13 protein-coding genes and 1 tRNA gene are annotated in these 17,330 nt (G+C 64.2%); 8 read left to right on the forward strand and 6 right to left on the reverse strand.

Going from position 1 to position 17,330, the window contains the following annotated elements; translation table 11 throughout:
• Window positions 1–30 precede the first annotated feature (30 nt).
• The 7 genes from ESD82_RS14425 to ESD82_RS14455 all read left to right on the forward strand — a co-directional run bounded on the left by ESD82_RS14425 (window position 31) and on the right by ESD82_RS14455 (window position 8,739).
• A complete protein-coding gene (locus ESD82_RS14425; RefSeq protein WP_147428043.1) occupies window positions 31–2,154 on the forward strand; it encodes a hydantoinase/oxoprolinase family protein in 2,124 nt (707 codons plus the stop codon).
• Window positions 2,147–3,853 carry a hydantoinase B/oxoprolinase family protein gene (locus tag ESD82_RS14430; RefSeq protein WP_147428042.1) on the forward strand — a complete coding sequence of 569 codons (1,707 nt, stop codon included), beginning with the start codon at window positions 2,147–2,149 and terminating at the stop codon, window positions 3,851–3,853. Before ESD82_RS14425 ends, ESD82_RS14430 begins: the two co-directional genes overlap by 8 nt.
• A complete protein-coding gene (locus ESD82_RS14435) occupies window positions 3,853–4,623 on the forward strand; it encodes an HpcH/HpaI aldolase family protein (RefSeq protein ID WP_322789442.1) in 771 nt (256 codons plus the stop codon). The genes ESD82_RS14430 and ESD82_RS14435 overlap by 1 nt, the downstream gene beginning before the upstream one ends.
• Window positions 4,624–4,627: 4 nt before the next feature.
• On the forward strand, window positions 4,628–5,830 hold the full coding sequence (locus ESD82_RS14440; protein ID WP_147428041.1) for a pyridoxal phosphate-dependent aminotransferase: 1,203 nt from the start codon (window positions 4,628–4,630) through the stop codon (window positions 5,828–5,830).
• A gap of 46 nt (window positions 5,831–5,876) precedes the next feature.
• The gene (locus ESD82_RS14445) at window positions 5,877–6,857 is read left to right on the forward strand and encodes a TRAP transporter substrate-binding protein (protein ID WP_147428040.1); all 981 of its coding nucleotides are present in this window, start codon (window positions 5,877–5,879) and stop codon (window positions 6,855–6,857) included.
• Between the two features lie 62 nt (window positions 6,858–6,919).
• Window positions 6,920–7,429 (forward strand): TRAP transporter small permease, encoded by a 510-nt coding sequence (locus ESD82_RS14450; RefSeq protein ID WP_147428039.1) that lies wholly within the window; start codon window positions 6,920–6,922, stop codon window positions 7,427–7,429.
• A 5-nt stretch (window positions 7,430–7,434) separates the two neighbouring features.
• A complete protein-coding gene (locus ESD82_RS14455; protein ID WP_028710931.1) occupies window positions 7,435–8,739 on the forward strand; it encodes a TRAP transporter large permease in 1,305 nt (434 codons plus the stop codon).
• Between the two features lie 268 nt (window positions 8,740–9,007).
• On the opposite strand, the gene ESD82_RS14460 is transcribed toward ESD82_RS14455, so the two are convergent.
• From ESD82_RS14460 to ESD82_RS22625, 6 genes are all read right to left on the reverse strand, one after another.
• Window positions 9,008–10,777, reverse strand: coding sequence for a recombinase family protein (locus ESD82_RS14460; protein ID WP_244314583.1), 1,770 nt, complete (start codon window positions 10,775–10,777; stop codon window positions 9,008–9,010).
• A gap of 420 nt (window positions 10,778–11,197) precedes the next feature.
• On the reverse strand, window positions 11,198–11,659 hold the full coding sequence (locus ESD82_RS14465; protein ID WP_147428038.1) for an NAD(P)/FAD-dependent oxidoreductase: 462 nt from the start codon (window positions 11,657–11,659) through the stop codon (window positions 11,198–11,200).
• 327 nt (window positions 11,660–11,986) lie between these two features.
• A tRNA-Val gene (locus tag ESD82_RS14470) sits at window positions 11,987–12,061 on the reverse strand.
• A gap of 56 nt (window positions 12,062–12,117) precedes the next feature.
• Entirely contained in the window at window positions 12,118–12,375 is a 258-nt protein-coding gene (locus tag ESD82_RS14475) for an HU family DNA-binding protein (RefSeq protein ID WP_231486843.1), read from the reverse strand.
• Window positions 12,376–12,481: 106 nt separating this feature from the next.
• Complete coding sequence (lon, locus tag ESD82_RS14480) at window positions 12,482–14,899, reverse strand: endopeptidase La (RefSeq protein ID WP_024845058.1); 2,418 nt, start codon at window positions 14,897–14,899, stop codon at window positions 12,482–12,484.
• Between the two features lie 216 nt (window positions 14,900–15,115).
• Complete coding sequence (locus ESD82_RS22625) at window positions 15,116–15,757, reverse strand: CsbD family protein (RefSeq protein ID WP_407672829.1); 642 nt, start codon at window positions 15,755–15,757, stop codon at window positions 15,116–15,118.
• Window positions 15,758–16,088: 331 nt separating this feature from the next.
• Between ESD82_RS22625 and ESD82_RS14490 the strand changes: the two genes are divergently transcribed.
• On the forward strand, window positions 16,089–17,276 hold the full coding sequence (locus ESD82_RS14490; RefSeq protein ID WP_147428037.1) for a hypothetical protein: 1,188 nt from the start codon (window positions 16,089–16,091) through the stop codon (window positions 17,274–17,276).
• The last annotated feature ends 54 nt before the right edge of the window (window positions 17,277–17,330 follow it).

The raw sequence follows: 17,330 nt of genomic DNA on the forward strand, positions 1-17,330 counted from the left end.
CTCGGTTCAAAGCTGACATGCGAGGAAGCGATGGCGAACAGCAAGACACGACTCGGCGTCGATATCGGCGGGACCTTCACCGATGTGGTGCTGGAAACGGGCGGCGCGCGACACTCCACCAAGGTCTTGACGACCTATGCTGCACCCGAGGATGCGATCATCGAAGGGATGCACCGGGTCTGTGCCAAGGCCAGCATCGCGCCGCAAGAGATTAGACAGATTATCCACGGCACGACCCTGGCCACCAATGCCCTGATCGAGCGGCGCGGGGCCAAAACGGCGCTGATCACGACCCAAGGCTTTCGCGATGTCATCGAGATGCGTACCGAAAGCCGGTTCGAACAATATGACCTGAACCTTGTCCTGCCCGAGCCGCTGCTGCCGCGAAACCGCCGCTATACCGTAGCCGAGCGCATGGATGCCGATGGCAATGTGCTGATCCCTCTGGACGAGGCTGAGGTCGAGGCGCTGGCGGCGACGCTCGCCGAAGGCGACTATGACAGCGTGGCCATCGGCCTGCTGCATGCCTATGTCAACGACGCGCATGAACGCCGGATCGCCGGGATCCTGTCGCGGAAACTGCCCGATGTGATGATCTCGCTGTCCTGCGAGGTCTCGCCGCAGATGCGCGAATACGAGCGTTTCAACACCACCATTGCCAACGCCTATATCAAGCCGCTGATGAAATCCTATCTAGGTCGGCTGGCGCAGCGCCTGCGCGACGAGGGCGCCGATTGCCCGGTCTTTCTGATGCACTCCGGCGGCGGCGTCATCGACATCGACACGGCCGCTGAATTCCCGGTGCGGCTGGTCGAATCTGGCCCGGCGGGCGGCGCCGTCTTTGCCGCCGACATCGCTGCGCGGCACGGTTTGGACAAGGTGCTGAGCTTTGACATGGGCGGGACCACAGCCAAGATCTGCTTGATCAAAAATAGCATGCCCAAGACCGCCCGTGTCTTCGAAGTGGCGCGCAGTTATCGCTTCAAGAAAGGGTCGGGAATGCCGATCTCGATTCCGGTCATCGACATGGTCGAGATCGGTGCCGGCGGCGGCAGTCTGGCGCATGTCGACTCGATGAACCAGATCCGGGTCGGACCGGAAAGCGCCGGCTCCGAGCCGGGGCCCGCCTGTTACGGGCGCGGCGGCCAGCGCCCGGCGGTGACCGATGCCGATCTGGTGCTGGGCAAGCTGGACCCCGAGAATTTCGCCGCCGGTACGATCAAGCTGTATCCCGCGAATTCCGAGGCCGCGCTGGACCGCGATCTGGGTCAGCGGCTGTCAATGCCGGTGATCGAAGCCGCCTGGGGTCTGGCCGAGGTGGTTGACGAAAACATGGCGAATGCCGCCCGCGTCCATGCCGTCGAGAATGGTGAGGACCTCAGCGAATACACGATGATCGCTTTTGGCGGTGCGGCGCCCCTGCATGCCGGTCGCCTGTGCGAAAAGCTGGGGATCGCGCGCTGCCTGATCCCGCAAGGCGCGGGCGTCGGCTCGGCCATCGGATTTCTGCGCGCGCCCTTCAGCTTTGAGGCGACGCGCTCATCCTTCATGAAGATCGATGATTTCGATGTGGCTGCGGTCAAGGCACTGTTTGCGGACATGGAGCAAGAGGCGATCAGTTTCGTCCGGGGCTGCGATGGCTCGGCCGATATCCTGACCGAATACAAGGCCTATATGCGCTATTCCGGGCAGGGTTGGGAAATTCCTGTCGTCCTGACACCCGAACAGGCTGCCGCGCCCGACGCGCAGACCCTTCTTGGTCTGTTCGAGGCGGAATATGGCAAGCTGTTCGGCCGCCCGGTCGAGGGGCTGCAAGTCGAGATCGTCGTCTGGTCGGTCAATGCCTTCACGCCCCCAGCCCCGGTTCATCCGGTCGTGCCCCCCGCGCCGGCCGGCCCGGCCAAGGTCAGCGGTCGCCGCCAGCTTTTTGACGCAGCGCTTGGGCGGATGACAGATGCCGCCGCGGTCCTGCGCGACGCGCTTGCAGATGGCCAGCGCGTCGATGGCCCGGCCGTCGTCATCGAAGAGGAAACGACGCTGGTCCTGCCCGCCAGCCGCAGCCTGATCGCGCAGTCTGACGGCTGTCTGGATATCACCATCAACGCCAGCGCCGCCGCTGCGCCAGCCGCCCGAAAGGAAACCGCCAATGTCTGAGATCGGAAAAGTCGCCTATCAAGTGATGTGGAACCGCCTGATCTCGGTTGTCGAGGAGCAAGCGCAGGCACTGGTGCGCACCGCCTTCTCGACCAGCGTCCGCGAGGCAGGTGATCTGTCGGCCGGCGTCTATAACGAGACGGGCGAGATGCTGGCGCAGGCCGTTACCGGTACGCCGGGCCATGTGAACGCCATGGCCGATGCGGTGCCGCATTTCATCCGCCGGATCGGCCGCGAGAACATCTTGGAAGGCGATGTCTACATCACCAACGACCCATGGGAGGGCACCGGCCACCTGCATGACATCACCGTGGTATCGCCGTCGTTTCATCAGGGTCGTCTGGTTGGCTTCTTTGCCTGCACCGCCCATATCGTGGACATCGGCGGGCGCGGCTTTGGCGCGGATGGCAACTCGGTCTATGAAGAGGGGTTGTATCTGCCGATCATGAAGCTGGCCGAACGCGGGGCGATCGACCACACTCTGATCCGCATCATTCGCAGCAATGTCCGCGAACCCGATCAACTGGTCGGCGACATCTATGCCCTGGCGACCTGCAACGAAGTCGGCCATCGCCGCCTGATCGGCATGATCGAGGAGTTCGGCCTGTCCGATCTGGCCGGGATCTCTCGCTTCATCCTTGAAAACTCGCGCCGCGCGACGCTCGAGCGGATCAACGCCCTGCCCATGGGCAGCGCCAGCGGCGAAATGCAGATCGACGGCTATGATCAGCCCATCGACCTGCGGGTTAAGATCTTGATCGAAAAGGACCGGATCGTCGCGGATTGGGCAGGAACCTCGGGGATCGACCGCAAGGGCATCAACGTGCCGCTGGTCTATACCAAGGCCTATACCTGCTACGCGTTGAAATGCGCCATCGCGCCTGAAATCCCCAATAACGCGGCCTCGCTGGCTCCGTTCGAGATCATCGCGCCGGAAAACAGCATCGTCAACGCGCTGCATCCCGCGCCGGTCAGCTTGCGCCATGTGATCGGCCATATGCTGCCCGACACCATCTATGGTGCGCTGGACCAGCTTTTGCCCGACACCGTCCACGCCGAGGGCGCGGGCTGCCTGTGCAATTTTCAGGTCTCGGTCAGGCCGCGCAGCGATGTGCCGGCACCTGCAGGGACCCGCCGCGCCGAGGTGCTGGCCTTCAACTCGGGTGGTTCGGGCGCGCGCCCCCGCCTTGACGGGATGAATGCGACGGCTTTTCCCTCGGGCGTGATGACCATGCCGGTCGAGGCCACTGAGCAAGTCGGACCGGTGATCTTCTGGCGCAAGGAACTGCGGCCCGATTCCGGCGGCGCCGGGCGCTTCCGCGGCGGCCTTGGCCAGTTGATGGAGGTCGGCGCCCGCGACGGGCACGAGTTCGACTTTCAGGCCATGTTCGACCGGGTGGACCATCCCGCCCGCGGGCGGCGCGGCGGCGGCAACGGTGCGCCGATGACCATTGGGCGCGACGATGGCCAAGCCATGAAGTGCAAGGGCAAGCAGTTCATGCCCCACGGCCGCAAGGTGATGCTGGGACTGCCCGGTGGCGCCGGATATGGCCCGCCCGCCGAACGCCCGCAGGAGCTGGTGCGCCGTGACCTTGCGCTTGGCTATATCAGCCCAGCCTTCGCGCGGGATCACTACGGGCTTGCCGATGACGAGATTGCCGTGATCACCGCAAGCGCACGTCTGGGAGAAGTGTTCTGATGACCGTAATGCGCAAGAATCCGTTTCTGGCAGCGATTCGTAGTGGTCAACCGCAGATCGGCCTGTGGATTACGCTTTGCTCGGGGCTGGCGGCCGAGATCGTCGCGGGGGCGGATTTCGACTGGGTGCTGCTGGATACCGAGCATTCCCCAAGCGAGATCGGCACCGTGCTGAGTCAGCTTCAGGCCTTTTCGGGGCGCCGGACGGTGCCAATCGTGCGGCCGGACTGGAACGATGCGGTCAAGGTCAAGCGGCTGATGGATATCGGCCCGCCGGGACTGCTGTTTCCCATGGTCCAGTCCCCGGCCGAAGCCGAGGCGGCGGTTCGCGCAACGCGTTATCCGCCGCACGGCATCCGCGGATTCAGCAGCACCACAAGGGCCAATGATTTCGGTCGCATCCCCGACTATCTGGCCCATGTCGAAGAGGAGACCGCCGTTCTGGTGCAGGTCGAGACCCGCGCCGCGATCCTGCAGGTCGACGCCATCGGCCGGACCGATGGCGTCGATGGCGTCTTCTTTGGGCCGGCCGATATCGCCGCCGATCTTGGCCGGCTTGGTCAGCCGATGCATGCCGATGTCTGGGACACTGTGCTGCCGGCCGCGCGACGCCTGATCGCCGCAAGCGTGCCGGTCGGCACGCTGGTGTCGGATGTCGACTTCGCCCGCCGCCTGATCGCCGAGGAAGGTTTCAGTTTCGTCGCCTGCGGCGTCGATACCGGCATTCTGGCGCGCGGCGCCGATGCACTGGCGCGCAAGATGAGGGAATGATCCAGTGAAATTCACCACCGAATATCTGAAATCCGTCTGCCCCTCGGCCTCGGCCACGATCAGCCTGCGCGCCAAGAAGTTACGCGCCTCGGGCAAGGACGTGATCGACCTGGGGCTGGGCGAGCCGGATTTCGACACGCCGCCCCATATCATCGAAGCGGCCATGCAAGCGGCCCGTGACGGCCAGACGCGCTATCCGCCGACCAGCGGGACGGCTGCATTAAAATCCGCAATCCGCGCGAAATTCGCCCGCGACAACGCGCTGGAGTTCAGCGACGAGCAGATCATCGTGTCGAATGGTGCCAAGCAGGTCATCTTCGACGCGCTGATGGCCACGCTGACACCGGGCGACGAGGTGATCCTCTGCGCGCCTTATTTCGACGCCTATCGCAACATCATCGCGCTGCTAGGCGGGCGCCGAAAGGTCGTCGCGTGCCGCGCCAAGGACGGCTTCCGCTTGCGGCCCGAGGATCTTGAGGCGGCGATCGGTCCGCGCACGCGCTGGCTGATCCTGAATGCGCCATCGAACCCGACCGGCACGGTCTATGACGCCGACGAATTGCGGGCCTTGGGGAGCGTTCTCGCGCGTCATCCGCATGTCGCGATCTTGTCGGACGAAATTTACGAACACATCCATTTCGGCCGCCATCCGCATGTCGCCTTTGCCGCGACCTGCCCCGATCTGGCCGACCGCATCCTGACCGTGAACGGCGTCAGCAAGGCCTATGCGATGACGGGCTGGCGCATCGGTTACGGGGCCGGGCCGGCGGCGCTGATCCGGTCAATGACCACGGTGCAATCGCAGATCTCGTCGGGGGCCTGCAGCGTCGCGCAGGCGGCGGCGGCGGCGGCACTGCACGGCCCTCAGGACAGCGTGGCGCAGTTTGTGGCGACCTTCCGGGAACGGCGCGATCTGGTGGTGTCGGCGGTTGCCGGCATTGCCGATCTGACGCTGGTGCGGCCGGATGGCGCTTTTTACGCGCTAATCGATTGTTCGGCCCTGACCGGCGATGACGAGGCCTTCGTGCGCCATTTGCTGGACAATGCCGGCGTTGCGGCCGTGCCCGGCAGCGTCTACGAAATGCCGGGGCATTTCAGGATTTCGACCGCATGCGCGACCGGGGTTCTGGACGACGCCATGCGCCGGATCGCGCAGGCCGCCGCGACGTTTCGCGCCGCCAGCGCCGCGCCGCACGCACCCGCCTGATGTCGTCATGAAATAAATATAACCACCCGACAGAGGAGTATCCGATATGAATGCGATCACCAGACTGGGCGCAGCCCTCGCCCTGACCTGCCTTGCCTCGGCCGCTCAGGCCGAGACCAAATGGGTGATGGCCTCGGGCTATCCCGAAGACAGCTTCTTTACTAAGACGATCCGCCAGTTCATCGCCGATGTCGAGGCGGGCACCAATGGCGAGGTCAAGATAGACCTGCGCCCGAACGGTGAACTGATCAAACTGGATGCCATCCGCCGCGCCGTGCAGTCGGGGCAGATTCAACTGGGTGAAATCCGCTTCGGCGTCTATGGCAATGAAAGCCCGATGTATATCCTGGACAGCGTGCCGAACCTTGCCAATGACTATCAGGCCGAGAAGCGTCTGACCGACGTGCAGAAACCGTGGTTCGACAAGGAATTCGGCGCCTCGGGCATGACAATTCTCAGCTATCTGCCCTGGCCGGGACAGGGGTTCTACACCAAGTTCCCCGTGACGGACGGGTCCGAGTTCAAGGACGTCAAGCTGCGCATCTATTCCCCCGCGACGCAGCGCATGGGGGAACTTTTAGGCTTTGAAACCACGATCCTGCCCTTTGCCGAGATTCCGCAGGCTTTCTCGACCGGGCTGATCGAGGCGATGTTCACCTCGGCCCAGACCGGGGTGGATATCCAGGCATGGGACTATGCCTCGCATTTCACCTATACCGGCACGATGTTCAACAAGAACGCCATTATCGTCAACAATCGCGCCCTGTCCCGCCTTCCCGAAGAGATGCAGCAGGTAGTGATTGCCGCCGGTGAAAAAGCCACTGAAACCGCCTGGGCCTTGAGCGAGCAGGCCGGCGAAGCTCAGGTCAAGGCGTTGTCGAAGCGCGGGATCACCGTCACCCCGGCCTCGCCCGAGCTGCAGGAAAAGCTGTCGAAGATCGGTGAACAGATGGCCGAGGAATGGAGGGCCGAGGCCTCGTCCGACGAGGTGGAGGTGCTCGACGCTTATCTGGCATCGGGGAACTGAAGCTTTCACCGACGCGGCCGGGCTGTCGCCCGGTTGCATTTCCATCCTGAGGGGGAGCACAGATGGTCCGCGCAATTCTTCACAGACTGTATCTTTTCTGCGGCTATGCTGCCGCGACATTTCTGGCCGGGATCGCCGTCGCCACATTATGCCAGGTCGTCGGCCGCCAGTTGGGAATGCCGATCGAGACCACCGAGCTGTCGGGCTTTTTCCTGGCGGCGTCGACGTTTCTGGGGCTGGCCTATACTTTCGTGAATGGCGGCCATGTCCGCGTCGAGATCATCGCCCAGCTTTGCTCCCCCTCGGTCTATCGCTGGTTTCAGCTATGGTGCTGCGCGATCGCGGCCCTGATCACCGCCTACGCGGCGCTGCACACCTTCCTGTTCGCGCTCGAGACCTGGCGCTTTGGCGAGCTCAGCCCCGGGATGCTGGCCATGCCGCTATGGCTTCCACAGGCCGCGATCAGCTTTGGGCTTGCTGTGATGTGCCTTGGCATCATCGAGCAGGCGACGCTGGTCTGGGCCGGCAGGACGCCGGGCTATGAAGCCAATATCGACAGCACCGGGGAGTAAGCGACATGGAAACGGTTGGTCTTTCTGTCCTGGTGCTGGTGCTGAGCCTGGCGCTGTTTCTGGGCAGCGGCGTGTGGATCGCCTTGTCGCTTCTGGCCGTGTCGGTGGTGATGTTTGCGTTCTTTACCCCGGTGGATGCCGGGTCGATCCTGTCCTCGACCCTGTGGGACGCAAGTTGGAACTGGGCGCTGACGGCGCTGCCGCTGTTCATCTGGATGGGCGAGATCCTGATGCGCGCGGGTCTGTCGGCAAGCCTGTTCCGGGGCCTCGCGCCATGGTTCGGTCGCCTGCCGGGCGGGCTTCTGCACGTCAACATCGCCGGATGCGGGGTGATGGCGGCGGTCGCGGGGTCCTCCGCAGTGACCTGTGCCACGGTCGGACGCATGACCATCCCCGAACTGCGCGAACGCGGCTATGATCCGGGGATGATGGTCGGCTCACTGGCCGGGGCCGGCACCTTTGGTCTGCTAATCCCGCCCTCGATCATCATGATCGTCTACGGCGTCGTCGCCCAGCAATCGGTCGCCCGGCTGTTCGTCGCCGGGATCGTGCCGGGACTGGTGCTGATCTTGCTGTTCTCGAGCTATATCGCGCTGTGGGCGATGCTGAACCCCGACAGGCGTGGCCGGGCGCTGCCGCCGATGACGCTGGCGCAAAAGCTTCGCGAGGCGCGCGGCCTAATCCCGGTCGTGCTGCTGATCGTGGCCATCATTGGCTCGATCTATCGCGGCTTTGCAACCCCGACCGAGGCCGCCACCATCGGCATTGCCGGCGCCTTCATCTTGTCGGTGATCAACCGAACGATGAGCCGCCGGATGTTCGTCGACAGCCTTCGGGCTGCGACGCGGATATCGTGCATGATCTCATTCATTATCGCCTGCGCCGCATGCCTGTCCATCGCGGTCGGCTTTGCCGATATCCCGCGGGTGACCGCTGCATGGGTCGACAGCCTGCAATTGTCGCCGGCAATGCTGATCCTTGTGCTGACGCTGTTCTTTCTGGTGCTTGGCTGCTTTCTGGAGGGGATTTCGATCCTCGTTCTGTCAGCGTCAGTAGTATTGCCGATGGTTCAGGCGGCGGGGATCGACCTGATCTGGTTCGGGATATTTTCGGTCATCGTGATCGAATGTGCCCAGATCACGCCGCCGGTCGGGTTCAACCTGATCGTGCTGAAGTCGATGACAGGCAAGGGGATCGGCGAGATCGCGCGCGATACCTTACCGTTCCTGCTGCTGCTGCTTGCGGCGATCGTGCTGTTCTGGCTGTTTCCGGCGCTGGTGACCTTTCTGCCTGATCTGATGTATTCCTAACCGTTCCAGGCCCAATCGATCTTGCCCCGACGTGCTTCAGATGCGCCAGAGAGGCTGGCTAGTGGTTCTTGGCAACCGGAGAAGGCTGACACTCCTGACGGCCACGCTGGGCGGTGGAACTCTTGCTTCTTTGCCGTGGGGGATATTTGCTGTGGTTTCTGCTCCCCACGCGCGAGGAATGATTTTGCAGACGGCGTTTCCCGCCTTTGTCTGTGGCATGCTGGGTAGCGCTGATTTTTTTGTGCTAGGGTCAAGCGATGGGGGCCAGTCACGGCTCTTCCCATGTTCGAGTTTGGTTCTTGCGCTTACGAAGAGTGGCCGAAAGGCTATTATCTCTTTCTATACAATGACTTCGAGTGAGTGTTGGTCTCGGTAGTTGCGCGCCCCCCGCAACCAGAAATCCTGCACTTTCTACAACCTCCTGTTCGCAGGAGGTTTTTTTCTGTCCGGTCAGCCGATCCGCGTTCAGGCTCAGCGCCAGAATGCCCGCCAGATCGCCGTGCAGCACCAGTTCGAGGCGCATCCGCTTGCCCTTGGTTGGGACCGGCGTCGCCACGATCTTCTCGATCAGAGCCCGGATCGCCTCGCGGGCTTCAGATTCGTGATCCGGCACGGAAAGGGCGGCGATCATCGCGCGGATGCGGTCGTGATAGGTTTCGGCCATCTTCGGGTGGATCCGCAGGGTCGCGTTCGCGGCAGGGGCGGTGGCGAGGTCTTTCTCGATCTGCTTCTGGCGGGTCTCGAGCTGTTCCATCTTGGCCTTGATGCGCTCGGGCGGCAGGCCGGAGAGCAGCGCGTTCACCAACGCATCCTGTTCCTTGATCACCTTCGCCAGTTCCTTCTCCTTGACCGCGCGGTCATCGACATGGGCGGCGGCCAGGCGATTGCGTTCGGCGATGTACTCCTCGGCGAAGACCTTCACCAGTTCCGGGTCCATCAGCCGCTCGGAGAGGATGGTCAGGATCCGGCCCTCCAGATCCTGGCGGGTGATACCGGTGCGGTTCGTGCAGACCGACTTGCCCTTGTTGCGCGAGTTCGAGCAGCCGAAGCGGTCCTTGCCGATGGTCGAGAAGCCGCCACCACAGCAGCCGCATTTGACCAGGCCGGTGAGCAGGAAGCGCGGCTTGCGCCGTTCCCAGGCCTCTCGGTCGGTCTGTTCGATCTTGCGGCCCTCTTGGCGGTTCTTGACCCGGTCCCAGAGGGACTGGTCGATGATCCTCAGTTCCGGAACCTCGGTGACGATCCATTCGGCTTCCGGATTCGGGCGGGCCTGGCGCTTGCCGGTGGCGGGGTCCTTCACGAAGGACTGCCGGTTCCAGACCAAACACCCAACGTAGATCTCATTGTTCAGAATGCCGGTCCCGCGCTTGGGATTGCCGTGGATGGTGGATTTGTCCCAGGCCCGGCCGCGGGGGCCGGGGATGCCTTCGCGATTCAACTGGTCGGCAATCCGGTTCGGCGACATCCCTTCGGCGTAGGCATGGAAGATGCGCCGCACGATGGCGGCCTCGTCCTCATTGATCTGGCGGTCACCGCGCCTGATCTCGCCGTCCTCGGTCAGGCTGCGCAGCACCGTATAGCCGAAGGCATTGCCGCCGCCGGATTTGCCTTTCTCGACGCGGCCGCGCAGACCGCGGCGGGTCTTGGCGGCGAGATCCTTCAGGAACAGGGCGTTCATCGTGCCTTTCAGGCCGATATGCATCTCGTCGATGCGGCCCTCGGCCAGGGTCTCGATGGTCACGCCGGCAAAGGTGAGGTTCTGGTAGAGCGCCGCGATATCGGTCTGGTTGCGCGACAGCCGGTCGAGAACTTCCGAGATCACGACGTCGAAGCGCCGCTCGCGGGCATCCTGTTGCAGGCGCTGGATGCCGGGACGCATCAGCGAGGCGCCGGAGGTGGCGGCATCCTCGTAGCTGCCCACGATCTGCCAGCCGGCGCGGGCGGTGCGCTCGCGGCAGAGCCGGGACTGGTCCTCGATCGACGAGGCCGATTGCAGGTCGGAGGAGTAGCGGGCGTAGATGACGGCGCGCAGGGTCATGGGCGGATCTCCGTGCGGAGGGGCAGGTCAATCGTCAGGGGCGCCGCGTTCTACAGCGTGATCGGCTTGTGCGGCATCGCGGGCCAGCGCCCGGACGAGGGCAAGCAGCTGGTCGTGATGCTGCGCGGGTTGCCGGTTCCCGGCAAGGGTTTGTCGGCCGGAGGTGCCGAAACGGAGTCCGCCGTCCGCGCGGCGCCCTCCCTGTCGGCAATATCTCTCCGGTCTCGCGCCATGGGCCAAGCTGCTCCCTGCGCCGGAGGGCAGGGCCCACCGGCGTTTGCTGATGATGATCCTGGGCGGGGCTGCGCCCGCTGCTGCTCAGATGATCATAGGGCATGGGATAGGCTCTCTAAGCGGGAAACACGGTTCTCGGGTCGCATGAATGTGGATAACCACCGGGAAATACGGAAATCTCACTCTTCAGGGGGGTGAGCCGGAGATGGCAGGAGCCCGCCATGGCGAGGACGGCGTCGCCGCCCAGTCCCTGAGCCCGCCGAGGCGGTTCGGCGAGAAAGACTCGGTCATCGAGGCATAGGTATAGACATGCATGAGCCGGCCGCGGAAGAAGCCGAAGCGCTCGGCATAGCCGTTATTGGCCAGGACGATCCGCCCCGCCGCGACCGACCCGCCGGGCGTCTCGACCCGCCAGCCATTGCCCTTGGGCTCGAAGGACATCGCCGGCGACTGCTCGTAAAGCGTCACCTTGCCGGCAAGCGCATCGGCCAGCCCGCGGATATAGGCGGCGGGTTGGACGATGGCCGTGCCCGGCATGAAGATCGCCGAGCTGAACGCCTGCGAGCCGGTCACTTCCGCGATCTCGGCGTGGTCCAGCAGCCGGTAGGCTTCGCCCAGTTGGTCGAGCTGTTTGGCGTAGTCGAGGATGTGGTGATCGCCCTCAGGCGCCCGGCTTTCTTCAGACGCGCGTGGCCCGGGAACTGACCACCGCCATGACCTATGCCCAGATGCTGCCCACTATTGCGGTGATCACCTGCGCTTCGGGCCTCGGCAAGAGCATGGCGGCTCGTGGCGCGCCTTCTCGGACCATGACATTGACCACGCCACCCCGACCACAGCAGCAGAGAGGATGGCTGTGGTGGGGCGTGGAGAATCGCGCGCTGAATTGCGCGAGTTCTGTGATTGCGTCCGCAGGGAAGGGTTCAATCGACTTAGGCGCGCTTCGTATGCGCTGGCCTAAGTCGTTGAAAATAATGGTGGGCGATAACGGATTTGAACCGCTGACATCTTCGATGTGAACGAAGCGCTCTACCGCTGAGCTAATCGCCCGATGCGCGCTAGATAGCCGCAGCCGCGGCGGGCCGCAAGAGGCTTTGGCGGAAAAATCACGCCTCGCCCGTCGTGCGGCGGCGCAGGCGCAGGGTGATGACCTCGCCGCCCGAACTGTCGTTGCGCCGGCTGATCCGTGCCCGGCCCAGCGGCGGCAGCGCCAGCGTCATGCCGGCGGCGATGGCCTCGTCCAGCTCGGCCAGGGTGGCCTCGACGACGGCCTTGACCTCGCTGTTGCGCAGCCCGGTCCGGCGCGCGACCTGGGCCAGAAGCTGCCGCTTTTGCAGAACCCTTGCCGGCTCCGGCTCGGCCATGCTTTCCCTTCTCGGCTTTCCCTCCGATCTTGCCATGAGCGAACTCCTTTCTGCTGGAGCCTCGGTCAAGAAAAAAACCGCGCGGGATGGCCCGCGCGGTCAAATGTCAATGGGCGACCGCCGCGCCGCCGCTGCCCTGGTCGCGGGTCGCGGCCAACCGGCTGGCCTCGGCCGCCTCCTCGGCGGCCTCGTCCCATTCGATGGGCTCGGGCATCCGCACCAGCGCCTGCTGCAGCACCTCGCGCACATGGCTGACCGGGATGATCTTCAGCCCTTCCTTGACGTTGGCCGGGATCTCGGCCAGATCCTTTTCGTTATCGGCCGGGATCAGCACGGTCTTGATGCCGCCGCGCAGCGCCGCCAGCAGCTTTTCCTTGAGCCCGCCGATGGCCAGCACGTTGCCGCGCAGCGTGACCTCGCCGGTCATGGCCACGTCCTTGCGGACCGGGATCTGCGTCAGCACCGAGACGATCGAGGTCACCATGGCGATGCCCGCCGAAGGACCGTCCTTGGGCGTCGCGCCTTCGGGGACGTGGACATGGATGTCCACCTTCTCGAATTTCGGCGGCTTCACCCCCAGTTCGGGGCTGATCGAGCGGACGAAGGAGGATGCGGCGTCGATCGATTCCTTCATCACCTCGCCCAGCTTGCCGGTCGTCTTCATGCGGCCTTTGCCGGGCAGCTTCAGCGCCTCGATCTGCAGCAGATCGCCGCCGACCTGGGTCCAGGCCAGGCCCGTCACCACGCCGACCTGGTCGTCCTGTTCGGCCAGGCCATAGCGATAGCGGCGCACGCCCAGGTACTCCTCGGCCTTCTCGGGCGTGACCTCGACCGACTTGACCTTGCCCTTGAGGATCTCGGTTACGGCCTTGCGGGCCAGCTTGGCGATCTCGCGCTCCAGCGACCGCACGCCCGCCTCGCGGGTGTAGTAGCGGATCACATGGGTCAGGGCCTCGTCGCTGACCGCGAACTCGCCCTTGCGCAGCCCGTTCGCCTTGATCTGCTTGGGCAGCAGGTGCTGGCGCGCGATCTCGCGCTTCTCGTCCTCGGTATAGCCTGCCAGCGGGATGATCTCCATCCGGTCGAGCAGGGGGCCCGGCATGTTGTAGCTGTTGGCCGTGGTCACGAACATCACGTTCGACAGGTCGTATTCCACCTCAAGATAGTGGTCCACGAAACTCGCGTTCTGTTCGGGATCCAGCACCTCGAGCATGGCCGAGGCCGGGTCGCCGCGGAAATCCTGGCCCATCTTGTCGATCTCGTCGAGCAGGATCAGCGGATTCGTGGTCTTGGCCTTTTTCAGCGCCTGGATGATCTTGCCGGGCATCGAGCCGATATAGGTCCGGCGGTGGCCGCGGATTTCACTTTCATCACGCACCCCGCCAAGGCTGATGCGGATGAACTCGCGCCCCGTGGCCCGCGCCACCGAACGGCCCAGAGAGGTCTTGCCGACGCCCGGAGGCCCGACGAGGCACAGGATCGGCCCCTTGAGCTTGGTCGAGCGGTTCTGCACCGCCAGGTATTCGACGATCCGCTCCTTGACCTTTTCCAGGCCGTAGTGATCGGCGTCCAGCACCTCCTCGGCCTTGCCCAGATCCTTGCGGATGCGCGACTTGACGCCCCAGGGCAGCGACAGCAGCCAGTCCAGATAGTTGCGGCTGACCGTGGCCTCGGCCGACATCGGCGACATCGACTTCAGCTTCTTCAGCTCGGCCTCGGCCTTTTCGCGGGCCTCCTTGCTGAACTTGGTCGCGGCGATCTTTTCCTCCAGCTCGGTGATCTCGTTCGAGCCGTCCTCGCCGTCGCCCAGCTCCTTCTGAATGGCCTTCATCTGCTCATTCAGATAGTATTCGCGCTGGGTCTTCTCCATCTGCGTCTTGACGCGGGACTTGATCTTCTTCTCGACCTGCAGCACCGACATCTCGCCCTGCATCAGGCCATAGACCTTTTCCAGCCGCTCGGCCGTCACCAGGGTTTCCAGCAGTTCCTGCTTCTTGTCCAGCGCGATGCCAAGATGGCCGCTGACCAGATCGGCCAGGCGGGTGGAATCGCGCGCCTCGGCCACGGCCGAGACGACCTCCTCGGGGATGTTCTTGCGCACCTTGACGTAACGCTCGAACTCCTCGGCCACAGCACGGGTCAAGGCGGCCAGCGTCTCCTCGTCGCCCGGCTCTTCGGGCAGCAACTCGCAGCGGGCTTCGAAATAGGCGTCATTGGGGACGAAATCCGTGATGCTGACGCGCTCGCGCCCCTCGACCAGAACCTTGACGGTCCCGTCGGGCAGTTTCAGGAGTTGCAGCACATTGGCCAGAACGCCGGTGCGGAAAATCCCCTCGGCGGCGGGCTCGTCGACCGCGGCATCCTTCTGGGCAGCGAGAAGGATCGGGCGGTCCTGCTCCATCACGGCCTCGAGCGCCCGCACCGATTTCTCGCGCCCGACGAACAGCGGCACGATCATGTGCGGAAACACCACGATGTCCCGCAAGGGCAGGACCGGATGGGTGGTTTGGGCGAATTCGTTCATGGAATCAGTCCTTTCTCGCCAAGAGGCGCAACCCCTAAAGACAGGCAGTCTGCGCCCCCTGCTGGCAGACAAGATAGGAAGCCGGCGCAAGAGGTTCAATGGGGGATTGGTTCGCATTTTGTTCCCGCGCGCGGCCGGGTTTGCGGCAAGAAAAGGGGCCCCCGGCGCGAACCGGAGGCCCTGGCGGTCGTCCGACCTGGAAAGGCGAGGGGAAGGTCAGGTCTTGTCGCGGAAGAAATGGTCGATCTGCTCGTCGGCCTTTTCCTTGGTCCAGCCGTATTTCTCCTGCAACTTGCCGGCAAGCTTGTCCTTCTTGCCCGCGACTTCGGTCAACTCGTCATCGGTCAGGTCGCCCCATTTCTCGCGGATGCTGCCCTTGAGCTGGTTCCATTTGCCTTCGATGATATCCCAGTTCATCGCTACTCCTTTCGAGCGGTTTGTGTCCGCATGTGGGAATTGAACGACCGTTCCATGGCAGAGGTTCCCGCACCGGGCCGGAGATCCCCCGTGATTCCCGTCGTGGATGTCGAAGCGCGGCCGTTTTCCGGCAAGGCGGATCGATATGGGAATGGCCGGGCAGGGCGACAGGCGGCAGCCTGCCTTGGCCTGGACAACGAGCACGGCGACGCCTCCGGCCGCTGGGACAATCATGCGCGGGCCACGGCGCGGTGCTTCAACCATCGGGATATGCACGACTCTTATGGCCTGCTGGCGGATCGCGGGGGGCGGCGTCGCGTCGGTGCGCGGAACGATCCCGACACGTCCGGTGACGCATCCGGTTGTGCAGCGCGGGATCGGATAAACCTGCACCAGCATATCGGCGGAAAAGCGCCGTGGATTTACCGAAAAGATCGACAAGTCCTAAGCTTGATGCCAAATTCGGGAAAGAGCGACCGGATGAGCACGGTGCCCACGTCTCACCCGGTCTTGCCGTACCTGTAAAAGCGGAAATCGTTCAACGGCTGAAGTAACCCTGCAATGAAAGCCGTTGAGCGGGAACCTGCCTTTTTGGTGAGGTTTTCCGATGAATTTCCGTATTTGATGCAATTCAGGCGTGTTTCCGTTTCCGGTTTATTCCATCGTGTCGCATGGCGGTTGAATATGGAAAATACAATTCGCCTCTGGAATGAAACCCTGTCCTGTTGCTAAACCCTTTGCGGTAAAGATTCGCAATCAGGGTGTGTGCAACGTGGCCAAGGACAAGGGAAAAGACGAGGATCGCGCGGACCCGGCCAGGATCAGCAAGCAGGCCGCGCGGCAGGCGGCCAACCGCGCCGAGCGCGAAGCGCGGCGCCAGTTGCGTCAGGCCGAGCGCGCCGCAAAGCGCGGAAAGACGGCAGCCAAGGCCAAGCCAGAAGCCAAGCCCAAGGCCGCTCCACCCGCGCCGGTGCAGGCTGTCCCCTTCAACATCCTGCTGGTCGGCCAGGACATCCGCCTGGGCATGGAGGCGGCGCTGTTTGCCGCCAGCCTGCGCCGGAACGCGCCCGGCTGGCACGGCAGGCTGATCGTCGCGGAGCCCAGCCCCGAGGGCGCCTGGGCCGGCGCGCGGACCCGGATACCGGCCCCGATCCGCCTGGCGCTTCTGGGTTTCGGGGCCGAGATCCTGCCCTTTGCCGCCCGGCATTTCGGCGCCAGCTATCCCTTCGGCAACAAGATCGAGGCGCTGTCGGTGCTGCCGCCCGGCGAACCCTTCATCTTCTTCGACAGCGACACGCTTGTCACCGGGCCGCTGGACCGGCTGCCCTTCGACTTCTCGCGCCCCTCGGCCTCGATGCGCCGCACGGCGACCTGGCCCGAGCCGCCGCTCTACGGTCCGGGCTATGGCGCGATCTGGAAATCGCTCTATGACCGTTTCGGGCTGGATTACGAAAGCTCGCTGGACACCAGCCAGCCCGACGAGCATTGGGAGCGTTACCTGTATTTCAACGCCGGCTGGTTCTTCGGTGCCGACCCGCAGGAATTCGGCCGGCGCTTCCTGGATTGGGCGCTGGCCATCCGCGACGACCCAGGCGAGGCGCTGGCCAGCCAGAAGCTGGACGTGCTGCTGGACCAGGTGGCGCTGCCGCTGGTGATCCATGCGCTTGGCGGCGGGCGTCCCGGCCCCGGCCTGGCGGGGCTCGACGGTGATGTGACCTGCCATTATCGCGACCTGCCGCTGCTTTACGCGCGGGAAAGCGACCTTGCCGTCGAGACGGCCGAGACGGTGCTGCGCGATCCGCGGCTGGCCCCGCTGGCCGAGGCATGGGCACCCGCCCGCCAGATCGTGCTGGAAGGCATCGGCCGGGACCGCATCCGCCCCATGTTCGACCGTCGCCTGCCGCTGAACGAAGGCCGCACGCGGCAGATCCTGAAGAAGGCCGGCCTCTGGCTGCGCTAGCAGCCAGACCCGCGCCGCGCCGCGGCGGTTCCCGGTGGGCAGGGCGCTGCCGGG

This window comes from Paracoccus pantotrophus (genome assembly GCF_008824185.1).
In the GTDB taxonomy this organism is placed as follows: Bacteria; Pseudomonadota; Alphaproteobacteria; order Rhodobacterales; family Rhodobacteraceae; genus Paracoccus; species Paracoccus pantotrophus.